Source organism: Methylocystis sp. S23 (genome assembly GCF_054106005.1).
In genome coordinates, this window is sequence record NZ_CM134185.1 from 3,076,148 (window position 1) to 3,090,303 (window position 14,156).

Consider the following 14,156-nt stretch of genomic DNA (forward strand, 5'->3'; position numbering starts at 1 on the left):
TGAAGGGTCCGCAGAGCGGAGAGCGTGGGGTGGTTCGGTTCCATGCCAACAAGGTAGGGCTAGGCCGCCTGGAATGCTTGTGGCGTTTGCGCCATAATACCGGGGCCGCGCACCTTCCGGGAGCTCGTCAATCGTTACGGCGGCGCGCGCGCCGCGCTGGAGGCGCTTCCGGAGCTCGCGGCCAAGGCTCTGCGCGGCCGCGCGATCCGCCTCGCCCCGCGCGACGAAATCCTCCGCGAGATCGACCGCGCCTCGGCGATGGGCGTCCGCTTCGTCGCGACCGGCGATCCGGACTATCCGCCGCTCTTGCGGGAAATCCCCGATGCGCCGCCGGTTCTTTCCGTCCGCGGCGTCGCGCGGACGGCGCGGCGCGACGGCGTCGCGCTTGTCGGGTCGCGCAACGCCTCGGCCGTCGGCCTCGCTTTCGCGGAACGACTGGCGCGCGGTCTCGCGCGCGCGGATTACGTCGTCGTGTCTGGCCTCGCGCGCGGCGTCGACGCCAGCGCGCATCGGGCGACGCTCGAAACAGGCACCATCGCCGTGCTCGCGGGCGGGCAGGCGCGGCCTTATCCGGCCGAGCATGAACGGCTCGTCGCCGAGATTGCGGAGCAGGGGCTGCTCGTCTCGGAAATGCCGCTCGAATGGGAGCCGCGGGGACGCGACTTTCCCCGCCGGAACCGCATCATCTCCGGCGTCAGCCGGGCGACCGTCGTGGTCGAGGCGGCGCGGCGCTCGGGTTCGTTGATCACGGCGCGATTCGCCAATGAGCAGGGCCGGGAGGTCTTCGCCGTGCCGGGCTCGCCGCTCGATCCGCGCGCCGAGGGAACGAACGACCTGCTGCGCCAGGGCGCGACGCTCTGCGCCCGGCCGGAGGACGTGATCGACGCGCTCGCCGCGGGCGGGCCCAGGCCCCCGGGCGCGCTGTTCGACGAGGCGGACCGCGCGCATGATGAGGAGCCGCTCTTCGACGAGCTGGATTTTTTCCCGGCGCGGGACGCTTTCGCCTTCGAGGAAAGCGCGCCGCGTCTCGCGGCGTTTCCCGAGCCGCCGCCGCGCGAGCCCGCGCCCATGATCGCGCCCGCGCCCTTGCAAGCGGACGCGAGGGAGCTCGTGATTTCCTTGCTGGGGCCGGCGCCCGTGGCGGTGGACGAGCTGATCAGAGTCGCCGGCCTGACCGCGCGGGAGGTTCAGGGCGTTCTCGTGGAGCTCGATCTCGACGGCCGCCTGGCGCGGCACGGCGTCAATTCCGTGTCCTTGATTTGCAACCGGGAGTAGGCGCTCTACTCGTCGCGCTTGATCTCGACGCCGCCAAGCTCCCGGGAGCGCATCTCCGCCTCGACGCGGGCCAGACTCAGGAAATAGGCGACCATGGGCATTTCCGCCCGCCCGGCGAGCAGGGAGAGTTCCGAAGCCATATCAGCGATATAACTCGCCATGGCGGCCGCGTCCTCGTCCGAGCGGCGCTTGTCTTTGGCGGCCTCCGCGTTTTTTGACGCCGCTTTCGACAGTATCGACGAAGACATGGTGGAGCGACCCATAAGTTCAGCCTCCGTGTCGCGGAGCCTCTGCAAAAAGAGGTTAAAACACGACCTTAACGTGTCATTTTCTTAATGCTCAGCCAAGGGATGTCAAGTTAGATTTTGCACGCTGCGGTTGTATACATAGGAAACGACTGGCGACACTTCTGATTTTTTCTTTGCTGGAACCAACTTACGTGATTAATCGTCACACGAGGCGCGAAAGACGGTCGAGCGCGCCCTGAAGTATATAGGCCGCCGCCATGCGGTCGACGACCTCCGCCCGCTTCGCGCGCGAGGCGTCCTGCGCGATGAGCTCGCGGGTGACGGCCGCCGTGGAGAGGCGCTCGTCCCAGAAGGCGAAGGGCAGGGGCGTGAGCTTGCGCAGATTGCGCATGAAGGCGCGCGTCGCCTGCGCGCGCGGCCCCTCGGTCCCGTCCATATTGAGCGGGAGACCGAAGACAAGCGCCTGAACCTCGAAATCGGCGGCGCGCTTGAGGAGCGCCCCGGCGTCGGTCGAGAATTTGACGCGCCTGATCGTATCGAGCGGCGAGGCGAGGCGCCGCTCGACGTCGGACAAAGCGAGGCCGATGGTCTTCGTGCCGAGATCGAGGCCCATGAGTCGGCCCCTCGGGGGGAGGGTCCGAGCGATTTCTTCAAGCGTCGAGGCGTTGGCGGTCATGCTCCGCGCTAGCATGACTCGCCGCGACGACAAACATATCCCGGGACTCGACAGGGCGATCAGGTGAAGGACGACAATCCTCGCCCTCATGCTGAGGAGGCTCCGCAGGAGCCGTCTCGAAGCATGAGGAGCCGCCGAAGGCGGCGTCTCGAAGCATGCGCAGGAGCCGTCTCGAAGCATGAGAGCGAGCTCCGGATTACGAAAAATGAAGGTTTCCTCGTCCTTCGAGACGCGAGCTTCGCTCGCTCCTCGGGATGAGGAAACCTTCACCCGGTCGCCCTGGACTCGATCAGGTGAACGCCGGCGTGAGCGAATCCCTCCCCTTCGCGGGACGTATCGGGCGCCTGCCGTCCAAGATGATCTTTCACCCGGTCGCCCTGCGGCCTCAATCTGCGCCTCTCTAGGCCCGCTGCATTGCGCCCGGTCCCCCCAGGCGCTATAGCGCCGTGGCAGGTTCATCCGGCGGAGCTTCCCAATGTCTGTCGATTCCGCGGTGGTTCGCCGCATCGCCCATCTCGCGCGCATCGCCGTCGATGAGAACGAGGTCGAGCGTCTGCGCGGCGAGCTCAACGCCATTCTCTCCTTCGTGGAGACGCTGTCCGAGGTCGATGTCGAAGGAGTCGAGCCCATCGCCTCCGTGCTGCCCATGCAGATGAAGAAGCGCGCCGACGTGGTGACGGACGGCGGCGTCGCCGACGACGTGCTCGCCAACGCGCCGGTCAAGGAAGACCATTACTTCGTCGTGCCCAAGGTGATCGAGTAGGCTCGCCGCGACACGCCGTCCCGCTTCCGATATATAAAGAGACTCGATGTCCGATCTGACGCATCTCTCCCTTGCCGAGGCGCGCGACGCGCTGAAGTCGAAGAAAATCTCGGCCGTCGAACTGACCAAGGCGCATATCGCCGCGATGGAGGACGCGCGCCTCCTCAACTGCTTCATTACGGAGACGCCGGAACTGGCGCTCGCGCAGGCCGAGGCGAGCGACGCGAAGCTCGCGAGCGGACAGGACGGTCCGCTTGAGGGCCTGCCGCTCGGCGTCAAGGATCTTTACTGCACCAAGGGCGTGCGCACGACGGCGGCGAGCCGGATACTGGACGACTTCACGCCCACTTATGAATCGACCGTGTCTGGCAATCTCATCCGCGACGGCGCGGTGACGCTCGGCAAGCTCAATCTGGACGAATTCGCCATGGGCTCGTCGAATGAGACGAGCGCCTTCGGCCCCGTGGTTTCGCCCTGGAAGCGCAAGGGCGATCCGGACGCCAGGATCGTTCCCGGCGGTTCGTCGGGCGGCTCCTCGGCGGCGGTCGCCGCGCATCTCTGCCTCGGCGCCACGGCGACCGATACGGGCGGCTCGATCCGCCAGCCGGCCGCGTTCACGGGCACGGTGGGCGTCAAGCCGACTTACGGCCGCTGCTCGCGCTGGGGCATCGTCGCCTTCGCGTCCTCGCTCGATCAGGCGGGGCCGATCGCGCGCACCGTGCGCGACGCCGCGATCATGCTGCGCTCCATGGCGGGGCATGATCCGAAGGACACGACGAGCGTCGACGCGCCCGTTCCGGATTATGAGAAGGCCGTCGGCGCCTCGGTGAAAGGCCGTCGCATCGGCGTGCCGAAGGAATATCGTCTCGACGGCCTGTCGGCGGAAATCGCCGCGCTTTGGGATCAGGGCGCGCAATGGCTGAAGGACGCCGGCGCGGAGATCGTCGAGATTTCCCTGCCGCACACCAAATACGCCCTGCCGACCTATTACATCATCGCGCCGGCGGAGGCTTCGTCGAATCTCGCGCGCTATGACGGCGTGCGCTACGGCCTGCGCGAGCCGGGCCGCGACATTATCGACATGTATGAGAAGACGCGCGCCAAGGGCTTCGGCGCCGAAGTGCGCCGCCGCGTCATGATCGGCACTTACGTCCTCTCGGCCGGCTATTACGACGCCTATTACGTGCGCGCGCAGAAGGTGCGCAGCCTCATCAAGCGCGATTTCGATCAGGCTTTCGCGGCCGGCGTCGACGCGGTGCTGACGCCCGCGACGCCCTCGACCGCCTTTGCGCAGGGCGAGCAGGGGTCAACCGATCCCGTCGAGATGTATCTCAACGACGTCTTCACGGTGACGGTGAACATGGCCGGCCTGCCGGGCGTATCGGTTCCGGGCGGCCTCGCCGCCAACGGCTTGCCGCTCGGCCTGCAGCTCATTGGCCGTCCCTTCGACGAAGAGACGCTGTTCTCGCTCGCCGCCGCGATCGAGCGGGCGGCGCCGAAATTCGATTTCCCGGAAGCGTGGTGGCGCTGATGAGCAAGGCCGCAGCCAAGCCCGACCTCAAGGCGATGCAGGACGAAATGTCCGACGTGCGCCGCGTCATCGACGAACTCGACGACGAGCTTGTCGCGCTGCTCGCCAGGCGCCAGCGCCAGATCGAGCGCGCGGCGAATGTGAAGCCGGCGCTCGGCATTCCCGCGCGCGTGCCCGATCGCGTCGACGAAGTGCTCGCCCGCGTGCTGGGCGCCGCGCGCCGCGAGGGGCTCTCCGTCGAGGTCGCGATGAATTTGTGGACGGCCATCGTCGAATGGTCGATCCAATATGAGGAACGCCTGATGGGAGATCGGGCGCCGAAGGGGGAGTGAGGGAGTGTTGAAGCGCCGCAATTTGGTCGGCGCCGTTGTTGAAGAGAAGCGCATTCGTGCGCTTCGCCGCGTCATCGACGCCCTTCAGTTCTCCAATTATATTTCAGGAACGCCTGCCCGCAGCGCCTTCGCCTAATGTCATTGCTTCGATCGATGCGCGTGATATCATTGATATCAACTGGAGTGTGCGCATGTCTGATATACTGGTCCGAGATATCCCAGATGATCTAAAACGGCAGATCGAAGAGCGCGCCCGCGCGAACAAGCGCAGCCTATCGCGGGAGATAGAGGCGCTGCTGAAACGAGCTTTGGCTGGACCCCGGTCTTCAGAGTATGGATTGGGCGAAGAGCTGGGAATGCTCGTGCCGCCGGAACTTTGGACGGACGACTTCATACAGCCTCGCGACAATACCGAGCGGCCGGGGCCGGATTTCGAGTGATCCTTCTCGACACGAATGTCATTTCTCAAGCCATGAAGCCCGACGGGAATTCAGCCGTCCGCTCCTGGTTGAGCTCCAAGCTCAAATCCGACCTGTATCTTTGCGCGCCGGTTCTCGCGGAACTTTGGTACGGTGCGGAAATCCTGCCCTCGGGCAGAAAGCGGGACGCGTTGCTGCGCGCGTGCGAATTGATCGAAATGGAGAAATTTGCCGGCCGCATTCTGTCCTTCGATCAAATGTCGGCGCGGCATTTCGCCCGCTTGCGCGCCATTCGCAAAGTTGCTGGCGAGCCCCTCCCTGTCATGGATGGCGTCATCGCATCGATCGCCGCTGCGCATTCCATGACATTGGCTACCGGCAACACGAAGCACTTTCAGGACCTCGGCGTTCCCCTCGTTGATCCCTTTTCCGACTGATCGCGCCCCTTCAGCGCTCGTCCCCCTTCCGCTCGACCCGCTTCACGCGCACGAAGCCGTGGCGGATCGACCAGCGCAGAAATTTCAGATGCTGCCAATGCAGGCGCCGCGACAGCCGCTCGGCGCCCGGCCAGTGCGGCGCGAGGATCGCGAGGCCGAGCGGCACCATCCAGACGCCGAAAACCGGGAGCGGGGCGAGGATCGTGCCCCCGAGGACAAAGCCGAGTCCGGTGGGAACAGCGACGTAAGAGGGCGCGCCGCGCATGCGCTCGACGAGGCGGGTGATACGGCTCCTGACGTCGTTTTTCTCTTCCATCGCACTCGATCTCCGTCGCTCGGCGTCGCCCCGTTCCGCTTGCGCGCAGCGTGGTCTATATGGAAGGCGTAGGTTCAGCGAGGAAAATATGGCGACACAGGCGGCTCCATCCAAGCTCATAAAAGGCGCGACCGGCGATTGGGAAGTCGTCATCGGCATGGAAATTCATGCCCAGGTGACGTCGAACGCCAAGCTCTTCTCCGGCGCCTCCGCCGAGTATGGCGGCGCGCCCAATGATCACGTCTCTCTGGTCGACGCCGCCATGCCCGGCATGCTGCCCGTCATCAACGAGGAGTGCGTCAAGCAGGCGATCCGCACCGGGCTCGGCCTCGAGGCGCAGATCAATCAGCGCTCCATCTTCGACCGCAAGAACTACTTCTACCCGGACCTGCCGCAGGGCTATCAGATCTCCCAGTACAAGCACCCGATCGTCGGCGAGGGCCAGGTCATCGTCGACGTGTCGCCGACCGAGCGCATCACGGTGGGCGTCGAGCGCCTGCATCTGGAGCAGGACGCCGGCAAGTCGCTGCACGATCTCTCGCCCGGCGAAAGCCATGTCGACCTCAACCGCAGCGGCGTCGCGCTGATGGAGATCGTCTCCAAGCCCGACATGCGCTCGGCCGAGGAGGCGCGCGCCTATGTGACGAAGCTGCGCGCGCTCTTGCGCTATATCGGCTCCTGCGACGGCAATATGGAGCAGGGCTCGCTGCGCGCCGACGTCAACGTCTCGGTGCGCCGGCCGGGCGAGCCGCTCGGCACGCGCTGCGAGATCAAGAACGTCAACTCGATCCGCTTCATCGGCCAGGCGATCGAGGTTGAGGCGCGCCGCCAGATCGGCATTCTCGAGGACGGCGGCAAGATCGATCAGGAGACGCGGCTCTTCGATCCCGGCAAGGGCGAGACGCGCTCGATGCGCTCCAAGGAAGAAGCGCATGATTATCGCTATTTTCCCGATCCGGACCTGCTGCCGCTCGAGTTCGACGCTGCTTATGTCGATGCGCTGAAAGCGGAATTGCCCGAGCTGCCGGACGCCAAGCGTCAGCGCTTCATCGACGAATACGGCCTGCCGCCCTATGACGCCGGCGTGCTCGTGATGGAGCGCGCGAGCGCCGACTTCTTCGAGGAAGCGGCGAAGGGCCGCGACGCCAAGGCCGTCGCCAACTGGGTGATCAACGAGCTGTTCGGCCGCCTCAACAAGGAAGGCCTCGACGTCACGCGCTCGCCCGTGTCGGCGCGGGCGCTCGGCGCGATCGTCGACCTCATCTCCACCAACGTCATCTCGGGCAAGATCGCCAAGGACCTCTTCGAGATCGTCTGGACCGAGGGCGGCGATCCCAAGGAGATCGTCGAGAAGCGCGGCATGAAGCAGGTGACGGATACGGGCGCGATCGAAGCCGCCATCGACGCCGTCATCGCCGCCAATCCCGACAAGGCGGAGCAGGCGAAGGCGAAGCCGACCATGCTCGGATGGTTCGTCGGACAGGTCATGAAGCAGACCGGCGGCAAGGCGAATCCTCAGGCGGTGAACGAATTGCTGAAGCAGAAATTGGGCGTCTGACCGGCGTCCGAATTCACGAAAACGAATCAGAGTCGGCCGCGGTCCTGTGCGATTTTTTGTTTCGCGCGCGACGCGGCCGATATTTTTTTTGCTTTTCGGGACGCTGCGCACAATTTTTTTGTGGGACGCCGTTCTGGCGGAGGCGCATCCTCCATCCTCGTCTTCGAGCGCCGTTGGAACGCGCGAGTTTTCTTCTCCTGATCGTAAGCGAAATCGTCGACGACGCGAATTGATCCGCGAAGCGCCCGCGCGCCCGCGACTTGTGCGCGGCTTTTGGAACGGGAGGCGCGCGGAATGCGATCATAAAGAAAAACAAACAATTGAAATGCGGCGCGTGTATCGTCCGCCCTGTTTGCCCCGCTTTGCGCGCGGCGGTTTTACGCATATGCGCGCATGCGATCGGCGAACGGAAATCTCACGCGGCGACCGCTCCGCGAAAGCATTCGCGCGACGCCGAGACAGGACATTCGTCGCGCTCTTCTTCGTTGTCCACGATGCTTTGAGAGCATGCGCGAAGCGTTGACGCGGTTACTTCACGCGCGTCGCCACTTGAACCGCTGATTAACCACGTTACGCTATTTGCGCGTATTGTCGGTCGACCATAGTTCCGGCAATTCGGATCAAGGGGACTTATTATGGCGAGAGCTACAACGAAGCGTAAGCCGGCCAAGAAGGCGGCGGCGAAAAAGGGTACGCGTAAGACCGCTACCAAGAAGGCGGCGACGAAGAAGCGCGCAACGAAGAAAACGGCCGCCAAGAAAGGCGTGCGCAAAGCCGCCGCCAAGAAGACCGCTCGCAAGGCTGTCCGCAAGGTAGCGACCAAGAAGCGTGGCGCGACGAAGAAGGCGGCCACGAAGAAGCGCGCGACGAAGAAGGCCGTGAAGAAGGCGCCGGCCAAGAAGCGCGCGCCGCGCAAGGTGAAGGTGGCCCCGCCGGAAACGCCGACCGAGGGCGCCTGATCAAGGCGTTTTCGCCATGCGCGATCCCCGGATCGCGCGTCGTGAACGCGCTTTCGCGCGAGAAGCATCGCCCGGGATCGCGCTTCGACCGCGCGCCTCGGGCGAAATATTTTTCCGGGTCGTCGATCCCTATGAACGCGTGAGGCAGCCGGTCGCGAAATCTCGCCACATCGGTATGCCGGCATTGGCGGCGCGCTTCTTGTTTTCCCACTCTTCGGCGCAGGCCCGCATGCGCTCCCGCGACGCGCGCGGCAGCGTCGGCGGCGGCGACGACGTATCGACCGGCGGCAGCGGCGCGAGCTTTGTTTGGGCCGGCGGAGCGACGGGCGCCGCTCTGGGCGCGGCTTGCGGAGCCGGCGGACGGGATGGCGGCGCGCCCGCTTTCGGCTTCGCGGCGGGCGACGCGCCCGACGCCGGTTTGCCGGCCGGCCTTTGGAATGCGCCGTTCGTTTGCGCCTTCGCGTTCCGCGCCGCCGTTTCGCGCGCCGTGGGGGCTGGCGTCTGCGGCGCCGGAAGCGGCGCGGCCGCGACGCCGCAGGCTCCAGCGAAGCAGGCGGCTGCGATTGCGGCGAATGACGACGAGGCTTTGCCCGCGGCGGCCATCTTCTCTTTCCTGCGCGAGCGCAACGGGCGCGCCATATGTCTATAACGTTCCCGCGCGCCGGAGTCGAAAGGCGCAGGCGCGCGTGTTAAGCGTCCGCGACAAGGGAGGCGACGATGTCCGACAGGGAGATTTCTTCGACGCGGCTTCCGCTGGTGCAGCGGCCCCGGCGCAACCGCAAGAGCGATTGGTCGCGGCGCCTTGTGCGAGAGACCTCGCTCGACGTTTCCGATCTCATCTGGCCCGTCTTTCTGATCGAGGGCGAAGGACGCCGCGAACCGATCGCTTCAATGCCTGGCGTGTTCCGCCAGTCGATCGACCTCGCCGCGGCGGCGATCTCGGAGGCGGCGGCGTTCGGCGTGCCGGCGGTTGCGCTCTTTCCCAATACCGATCCAAAGCTCAGGGACGAGAAGGCGAGCATCGCGCTCGATCCCGACAATCTCGTCTGCCGCGCCTGCCGCGCGATCAAGGAAGCGGCGCCGGATATCGGCGTGATCACCGACGTCGCGCTCGATCCCTATACGAGCCACGGTCACGACGGCCTTCTGGCGGGCGAGGAGATCCTCAATGACGAGACGGTTTCGGTTCTGGCGCGGCAGGCCGTGACGCAGGCGCGCGCCGGTTCCGACATCATCGCGCCCTCCGACATGATGGACGGACGCGTTGGCGCCATCCGCGCCGCGCTCGACGCGGAAGGCTTCCAGAACGTGCAGATCATGAGCTACGCCGTGAAATACGCTTCGGCCTTTTACGGCCCGTTCCGCGACGCGATCGGCACCAATAAGACGCTGCGGGGCGACAAGCGCGCCTATCAGATGGACCCGGCGAATACGGACGAGGCGCTGCGCGAGGTGTCGCTCGATCTCGAGCAGGGCGCCGACATGGTGATGGTCAAGCCCGGCATGCCCTATCTCGACATTGTCCATCGCGTCGCGGAGACCTTCCACGCGCCGACCTTCGCTTATCAGGTCTCCGGAGAGTATGCGATGATCATGGCCGCGGCGCAGAATGGCTGGCTCGATGAAGAGCGCGCCATGATGGAGAGCCTGCTCGCCTTCAAGCGCGCGGGCGCTTCGGGCGTGCTGACCTATTTCGCGCCGCGCGCCGCGCGCATCTTGCAGGACGCAAGCTAAAGCCGCCGACGGTTGGCGTTCCGCGCCCGGCGCGGAACGCGCGTCACGCCGCGCGATCGCGCAGGTCGCGCACGCGATCGTGATTTTCCTTCACGCCGCGATATTGGCGATCGACGATCTCGTGTACGTTCGGCGGCAGAGGCTTGGCGATCGCCGTTTCATACGCCGCTTTGGCGATATCTTCGCCGCGTTCGATCTCCTCGAGGATCGCCTTGTCGCTATGACCGGTCACGATGGCTTTGAGGCTGGTCCAGACCCTGTGCCACGCGCCCGAGACCGAGCCCGAATGCGACGGCGATCCGCCCATGGCGGCGATCTGCGACTCCAGCTCGTGGGCGCCGCTGGCGCAGCGGTCCGCGGCGTTTTCGAAGACGGTCTTGAGGTGAGGGTCTCGCGCTTCCTGCGCCGCCGTGCGGAAGCCCTTCTCGCCGTCGCGGCTGATCTCCGCGAGATTGCTCAGCGTCTTGATGACCTCGACATTTTCCATATGCGCCTCCCTGCGGAACGGACGCCGCTGCGTCCGTTCGAAACAAGGAGAGGCTTCGTTTGTTCCGCGCGGTGTTGCCTGAGTCGGCCTTTCAGCGCCCGTCGCGCCCGAGCGCTTCGGCCCGCGCCAGCCATTTTTCCGCCGTTTCGCGCGTCATTCCCTTCGCGGAGCCGATCAAGGTCGCGCGCACGGGCGAGACGCCGGCGTAATTGAGCACGTTGCGCTTCAGATTGCGCAGGCCATGGGCAAGGAAAAAGAAGCGGTAGACGAAGCTCGGCATGCCCATCGTTACGATGACGCGCGCGGATTTCCCCTTGAGAAGCCCCTCGGGAAGCTTGCCTGGCCTGTAGCGGAGCGCGAAGCCCGGCCGGAATATCTGCTCGATAAAGCCCTTGAAGAGCGCGGGCGCGTCGCCGAGCCAGAGCGGATAGACGATCGCCCAATGCTCCGCCCATCGCAGCGTCTCCTGCGCCTCGGCGATCGCAGGAGGCAAAGCGCCGCTCTCGAAAGCCGCCTGGCTGCGCAGCATGGGAAAATCGAGGTCGGCGACGTCGATGCGCCTGATCTCATGCCCCGCCTGCGCCGCCCCGCGCGCATAGGCGTCGGCCAGCGCGCGGCACAAGCGCTCCGGCGCGGGATCGGGGTGACCCTGGACGATGACGATCTTCTTGGACAATTCGCTTCTCCGCGCGCCCGAGTCCGCGTCAATTAGCAAAGGCCGGGCGAAGCTTCTGTGAGTTTGTCATCCAGACATGGCGAATCCGCCCGCGCGGCTCGGCGCGCGCGGAAAGGGCGAAGGCGCGCGCCTATCTCGCCGCGCCGGCCGCCTTGGTCGACAGCATTTGCGAGAGGCGCCGGCGCAAATTGCCGAGGTCCTTCCGGTTTCGCCAGTCGCAGATCTGCGAGTCGACCGAAGCCTGGACCGGCTGAGACAGCCACCAGCTCATGGAGACCTCCGCCATTTTGGGCTTCAGCCCCTTCAACGGCGCGCATGCGCGCGCGAGCTCTTCATCCTCGATTGCGGGCGCCTCGTCCTTTTCACATTGGCCGCGGTCGAAATTGGGCGCGCGATAGAGCTTGTAGGTGAAGTAGCTCGAGCGAATGCCGTCCACCTCCTTGTTGAGGCTCTCGCTCATGTCCTCAAGCACGCGCTGGGCCGTTTCGGCCGCCTCGTCCGCATGGCCGGCCCGCGTCGCGATCAAGGCGTTGAACGGCGTGGCGAGCGTGCCGAAAATCGTCTCCAGCCCCTGCGGATCCGCGACCTTCAGATGCGGCGTGCCGGCGGCGCGCGGCGGTAGTCCGTCCGAACCGTTCTTGTCGACAGCGTCGCATTTGCCGCGCGTCGGGTCGTTTTGAACCCAGAGAACAACCGGCGTGATCCCTCTCGCATAGAGCGCGCGGGCGATATCCATCGACGTCGTCAGGCCGGCATTCTCGAAATAGCCGCCATCGACGACGCGGTCGCCGAGGTCTTCTTCCGGCGGATTGTCCTTGCCCGGCGCGGCGCGGATGATTCCGGCCGGCGAGACGATCGGGAAGCGGGCGGAATCCATCGCCGCCGTGGAGAGGCGCACATCGGCGCCGTTGCGGATCCCGGGCACGTCGCTGGAGCCGGATTCCGCCGCCCGGCAGATGACGTCTCCGGCGCCGCCGCAGGGCGAGGACAGCATTTCAAAGAGATCGAAGGCGGCAGGGTAGAGCGGCGCGCGACCGGGCTCCGGGCCATCGCTTTTGCGCGTCGAGATCACGTCCGAGGCGACGATGCGCGTGCCCGTGTTCACAGAAGTCCCGTTGAGCAGCAGCAGCGGCAGCCAATGTCCCTCCGTCAGCATGTCTCCGACATAGCCGAAGCGACGGCGCAGACCGGCCTCGTCGTCGCTTGGATCAAGGTCCAGAACCTGGGCGAAATGCGTCTCCCAGGCCTTCTCCACGAGAACGGCGCGGTCGTCCTTGATGAAAGGCAGCGGCGGAGCGACATTGTCCCTGAAGCCCAGCCCGATAAAGGCCGGCGTGAGATAATCGCCGACGACGAGCGCCTCGAGGCAGGCCCGCCAGCTCGTCTTCACCTCAGCCTTGTCGGCGTGAAACCAGTTTTTGGGCGGCTCCTTGCATGGCGGCGACGCGAGACCCTGGCGCGCCGCCTCCCACAGGGCCGTGCGCACGGTCGCCGCGCCGAAGGAGCCGCCGGACACGCCCGAAATGGCGAAGATGCGTCGCGCGGGCGAGGCGCCCGGCTCCTTCGCATCGGGAAGCTCGTCGGCGCGGTCCAGCAGATAGCCGACGGCGGTCGCGAGCGCGAAAGCCGCGCGGCTTGCGCCGCCTTCCGCCGAGACGATCAGCGCCGGCGGGCATTTGTCGCCGTCGCAGTGATTGGCCGCCATCCAGCGGTCGATCGCGAGGTCGATGTCGATCTGCCGCGCGTCGAGCTTGCCGGGGTCCGCGGGCAGAACGCGCATGTCGTTATAGTGCTTGTTCAGCGCCGTCACGCCGAGCGCGGCGGCGATGGCGAGGCCCAGAAAAGGGACGCCCGTTTTTTCGGCCATGCGCGCCAGCCAGCCGGCGACGAGAACGAGGCTGCCGAAGAGGAAGGGCACGACCATCGCCCGCGGCGCGATTTGCGCGAGGAGGGCGGGCTGGGAATATGCGGCGAGATAGAGCGCGCCGGTGATCAGGAGGCAGAAATTCGCGAGGAAGAGAAAGAACCTGTTGACGAACTCCCTGGAAAACTGCTTGCCCCGGCGGTCTTCCACCCGCGATACGACGGCGTCCAGGATGTTTTTGCGGGCGCGGATGAAACGGTAGAACAGGATGCCGGCGATGAGGTCGAGGCCCGTCAATATGAAGATTTGCAGGCTCGCCTCGGCGGCGGTTTCGAGCCCGTCCACTTCGCTGACCACGCGATAGGCCCTGAGCAACCCGAAAGCGATGGCGACGAAAGGGGTCATGCCCAGCAGACGCGGAACGAGCTTCGTCAGCAGCGCGTGACGCTGCGCGCCGACCGTGTCGATCTCCTCGACGTAAGCTTCGTTGATCTCCTTCAGCCGCGCCGGCGCGACCCAGTCTTTCTCGTCGAGCATCCGGCGCGCCGCGTAATGCACGGGGAAGGCCCAGAAGAAGAACACGGAGAAGAAGAAGGCGAGCCAGCGGAGCCACGCCTCGAAACTATAGGGCAGGGCGCCGAAGGATATGTCGGCGAAGAGATCGCGCGCCGGCAGGACGAAGTCGAAGAGAAGAAAGCCCGTCGCGGCGCTGATGACGCTCACGCGGCAGGCCACGAGGATGCGCAGCAGCCAGCTTGTCCAGGAAAGCATCGCAATCTCCAACAATCTCGTGAAAAGGGCGGAGCCTTGCGCGTTAGCGCTTGGCGGGAAAAGCATATTTTCGTCGCCGGAGGTCCGCAAGGCCGGATGCGGCGCGATTT

The 14,156-nt window shown here is 65.6% G+C and carries 16 protein-coding genes; 10 read left to right on the forward strand and 6 right to left on the reverse strand.

Annotated features, from left to right (window positions below):
* Positions 1 to 93 precede the first annotated feature (93 nt).
* Entirely contained in the window at positions 94 to 1,275 is a 1,182-nt protein-coding gene (dprA, locus tag ACV7JP_RS15075) for a DNA-processing protein DprA (protein WP_457799104.1), read from the forward strand.
* Between the two features lie 5 nt (positions 1,276 to 1,280).
* On the opposite strand, the gene ACV7JP_RS15080 is transcribed toward dprA, so the two are convergent.
* Both ACV7JP_RS15080 and ruvX read right to left on the reverse strand, forming a co-directional pair.
* Entirely contained in the window at positions 1,281 to 1,436 is a 156-nt protein-coding gene (locus tag ACV7JP_RS15080) for a hypothetical protein (protein WP_457796477.1), read from the reverse strand.
* A 289-nt stretch (positions 1,437 to 1,725) separates the two neighbouring features.
* Positions 1,726 to 2,199: a Holliday junction resolvase RuvX gene (gene ruvX / locus ACV7JP_RS15085; RefSeq protein ID WP_457796478.1), complete on the reverse strand. Its 474-nt coding sequence runs from the start codon at positions 2,197 to 2,199 to the stop codon at positions 1,726 to 1,728.
* A gap of 475 nt (positions 2,200 to 2,674) precedes the next feature.
* Here ruvX and gatC point away from each other — a divergent pair, with 475 nt between their 5' ends.
* Genes gatC through ACV7JP_RS15110 form a run of 5 tightly spaced genes read left to right on the forward strand, consistent with a single transcriptional unit; the run spans position 2,675 to position 5,681 of the window.
* Positions 2,675 to 2,962: an Asp-tRNA(Asn)/Glu-tRNA(Gln) amidotransferase subunit GatC gene (gene gatC, locus ACV7JP_RS15090; protein ID WP_457796479.1), complete on the forward strand. Its 288-nt coding sequence runs from the start codon at positions 2,675 to 2,677 to the stop codon at positions 2,960 to 2,962.
* A 46-nt stretch (positions 2,963 to 3,008) separates the two neighbouring features.
* On the forward strand, positions 3,009 to 4,493 hold the full coding sequence (gene gatA / locus ACV7JP_RS15095; RefSeq protein ID WP_457796480.1) for an Asp-tRNA(Asn)/Glu-tRNA(Gln) amidotransferase subunit GatA: 1,485 nt from the start codon (positions 3,009 to 3,011) through the stop codon (positions 4,491 to 4,493).
* The gene (locus tag ACV7JP_RS15100) at positions 4,493 to 4,825 is read left to right on the forward strand and encodes a chorismate mutase (protein WP_457796481.1); all 333 of its coding nucleotides are present in this window, start codon (positions 4,493 to 4,495) and stop codon (positions 4,823 to 4,825) included. Before gatA ends, ACV7JP_RS15100 begins: the two co-directional genes overlap by 1 nt.
* 56 nt (positions 4,826 to 4,881) lie before the next feature.
* Positions 4,882 to 5,265 carry a FitA-like ribbon-helix-helix domain-containing protein gene (locus ACV7JP_RS15105; protein ID WP_457796482.1) on the forward strand — a complete coding sequence of 128 codons (384 nt, stop codon included), beginning with the start codon at positions 4,882 to 4,884 and terminating at the stop codon, positions 5,263 to 5,265.
* The gene (locus tag ACV7JP_RS15110) at positions 5,262 to 5,681 is read left to right on the forward strand and encodes a PIN domain-containing protein (protein WP_457796483.1); all 420 of its coding nucleotides are present in this window, start codon (positions 5,262 to 5,264) and stop codon (positions 5,679 to 5,681) included. Before ACV7JP_RS15105 ends, ACV7JP_RS15110 begins: the two co-directional genes overlap by 4 nt.
* Before the next feature lie 10 nt (positions 5,682 to 5,691).
* On the opposite strand, the gene ACV7JP_RS15115 is transcribed toward ACV7JP_RS15110, so the two are convergent.
* Positions 5,692 to 5,997: a PGPGW domain-containing protein gene (locus ACV7JP_RS15115; RefSeq protein WP_457796484.1), complete on the reverse strand. Its 306-nt coding sequence runs from the start codon at positions 5,995 to 5,997 to the stop codon at positions 5,692 to 5,694.
* Between the two features lie 88 nt (positions 5,998 to 6,085).
* On the opposite strand from ACV7JP_RS15115, the gene gatB reads away from it, so the two are divergent.
* The 4 genes from gatB (at position 6,086) to hemB (ending at position 10,248) form a co-directional block, all read left to right on the forward strand.
* Positions 6,086 to 7,555: an Asp-tRNA(Asn)/Glu-tRNA(Gln) amidotransferase subunit GatB gene (gatB, locus tag ACV7JP_RS15120; protein ID WP_457796485.1), complete on the forward strand. Its 1,470-nt coding sequence runs from the start codon at positions 6,086 to 6,088 to the stop codon at positions 7,553 to 7,555.
* Between the two features lie 635 nt (positions 7,556 to 8,190).
* On the forward strand, positions 8,191 to 8,514 hold the full coding sequence (locus ACV7JP_RS15125; RefSeq protein WP_457796486.1) for a hypothetical protein: 324 nt from the start codon (positions 8,191 to 8,193) through the stop codon (positions 8,512 to 8,514).
* A 229-nt stretch (positions 8,515 to 8,743) separates the two neighbouring features.
* Positions 8,744 to 9,163, forward strand: coding sequence for a hypothetical protein (locus tag ACV7JP_RS15130; RefSeq protein ID WP_457796487.1), 420 nt, complete (start codon positions 8,744 to 8,746; stop codon positions 9,161 to 9,163).
* 68 nt (positions 9,164 to 9,231) lie between these two features.
* The gene (gene hemB / locus ACV7JP_RS15135; RefSeq protein WP_457796488.1) at positions 9,232 to 10,248 is read left to right on the forward strand and encodes a porphobilinogen synthase; all 1,017 of its coding nucleotides are present in this window, start codon (positions 9,232 to 9,234) and stop codon (positions 10,246 to 10,248) included.
* Positions 10,249 to 10,291: 43 nt separating this feature from the next.
* On the opposite strand, the gene ACV7JP_RS15140 is transcribed toward hemB, so the two are convergent.
* From ACV7JP_RS15140 to ACV7JP_RS15150, 3 genes are all read right to left on the reverse strand, one after another.
* Positions 10,292 to 10,735 carry a PA2169 family four-helix-bundle protein gene (locus ACV7JP_RS15140; protein ID WP_457796489.1) on the reverse strand — a complete coding sequence of 148 codons (444 nt, stop codon included), beginning with the start codon at positions 10,733 to 10,735 and terminating at the stop codon, positions 10,292 to 10,294.
* 91 nt (positions 10,736 to 10,826) lie between these two features.
* Complete coding sequence (locus ACV7JP_RS15145; RefSeq protein ID WP_457796490.1) at positions 10,827 to 11,411, reverse strand: NAD(P)H-dependent oxidoreductase; 585 nt, start codon at positions 11,409 to 11,411, stop codon at positions 10,827 to 10,829.
* A 130-nt stretch (positions 11,412 to 11,541) separates the two neighbouring features.
* On the reverse strand, positions 11,542 to 14,046 hold the full coding sequence (locus tag ACV7JP_RS15150; RefSeq protein ID WP_457796491.1) for a hypothetical protein: 2,505 nt from the start codon (positions 14,044 to 14,046) through the stop codon (positions 11,542 to 11,544).
* Positions 14,047 to 14,156: the final 110 nt, after the last annotated feature.

What these genes read in the sequence shown, in the direction of transcription:
- ACV7JP_RS15080 (WP_457796477.1), bottom strand. Translation starts at nt 1,436, where the DNA reads ATGGCGAGTTATATCGCTGATATGGCTTCGGAACTCTCCCTGCTCGCC.
- ruvX (WP_457796478.1), bottom strand. Translation starts at nt 2,199, where the DNA reads ATGACCGCCAACGCCTCGACGCTTGAAGAAATCGCTCGGACCCTCCCC.
- gatC (WP_457796479.1), top strand. Translation starts at nt 2,675, where the DNA reads ATGTCTGTCGATTCCGCGGTGGTTCGCCGCATCGCCCATCTCGCGCGC.
- gatA (WP_457796480.1), top strand. Translation starts at nt 3,009, where the DNA reads ATGTCCGATCTGACGCATCTCTCCCTTGCCGAGGCGCGCGACGCGCTG.
- ACV7JP_RS15100 (WP_457796481.1), top strand. Translation starts at nt 4,493, where the DNA reads ATGAGCAAGGCCGCAGCCAAGCCCGACCTCAAGGCGATGCAGGACGAA.
- ACV7JP_RS15115 (WP_457796484.1), bottom strand. Translation starts at nt 5,997, where the DNA reads ATGGAAGAGAAAAACGACGTCAGGAGCCGTATCACCCGCCTCGTCGAG.
- gatB (WP_457796485.1), top strand. Translation starts at nt 6,086, where the DNA reads ATGGCGACACAGGCGGCTCCATCCAAGCTCATAAAAGGCGCGACCGGC.
- ACV7JP_RS15125 (WP_457796486.1), top strand. Translation starts at nt 8,191, where the DNA reads ATGGCGAGAGCTACAACGAAGCGTAAGCCGGCCAAGAAGGCGGCGGCG.
- ACV7JP_RS15130 (WP_457796487.1), top strand. Translation starts at nt 8,744, where the DNA reads ATGCGCTCCCGCGACGCGCGCGGCAGCGTCGGCGGCGGCGACGACGTA.
- hemB (WP_457796488.1), top strand. Translation starts at nt 9,232, where the DNA reads ATGTCCGACAGGGAGATTTCTTCGACGCGGCTTCCGCTGGTGCAGCGG.
- ACV7JP_RS15140 (WP_457796489.1), bottom strand. Translation starts at nt 10,735, where the DNA reads ATGGAAAATGTCGAGGTCATCAAGACGCTGAGCAATCTCGCGGAGATC.
- ACV7JP_RS15150 (WP_457796491.1), bottom strand. Translation starts at nt 14,046, where the DNA reads ATGCTTTCCTGGACAAGCTGGCTGCTGCGCATCCTCGTGGCCTGCCGC.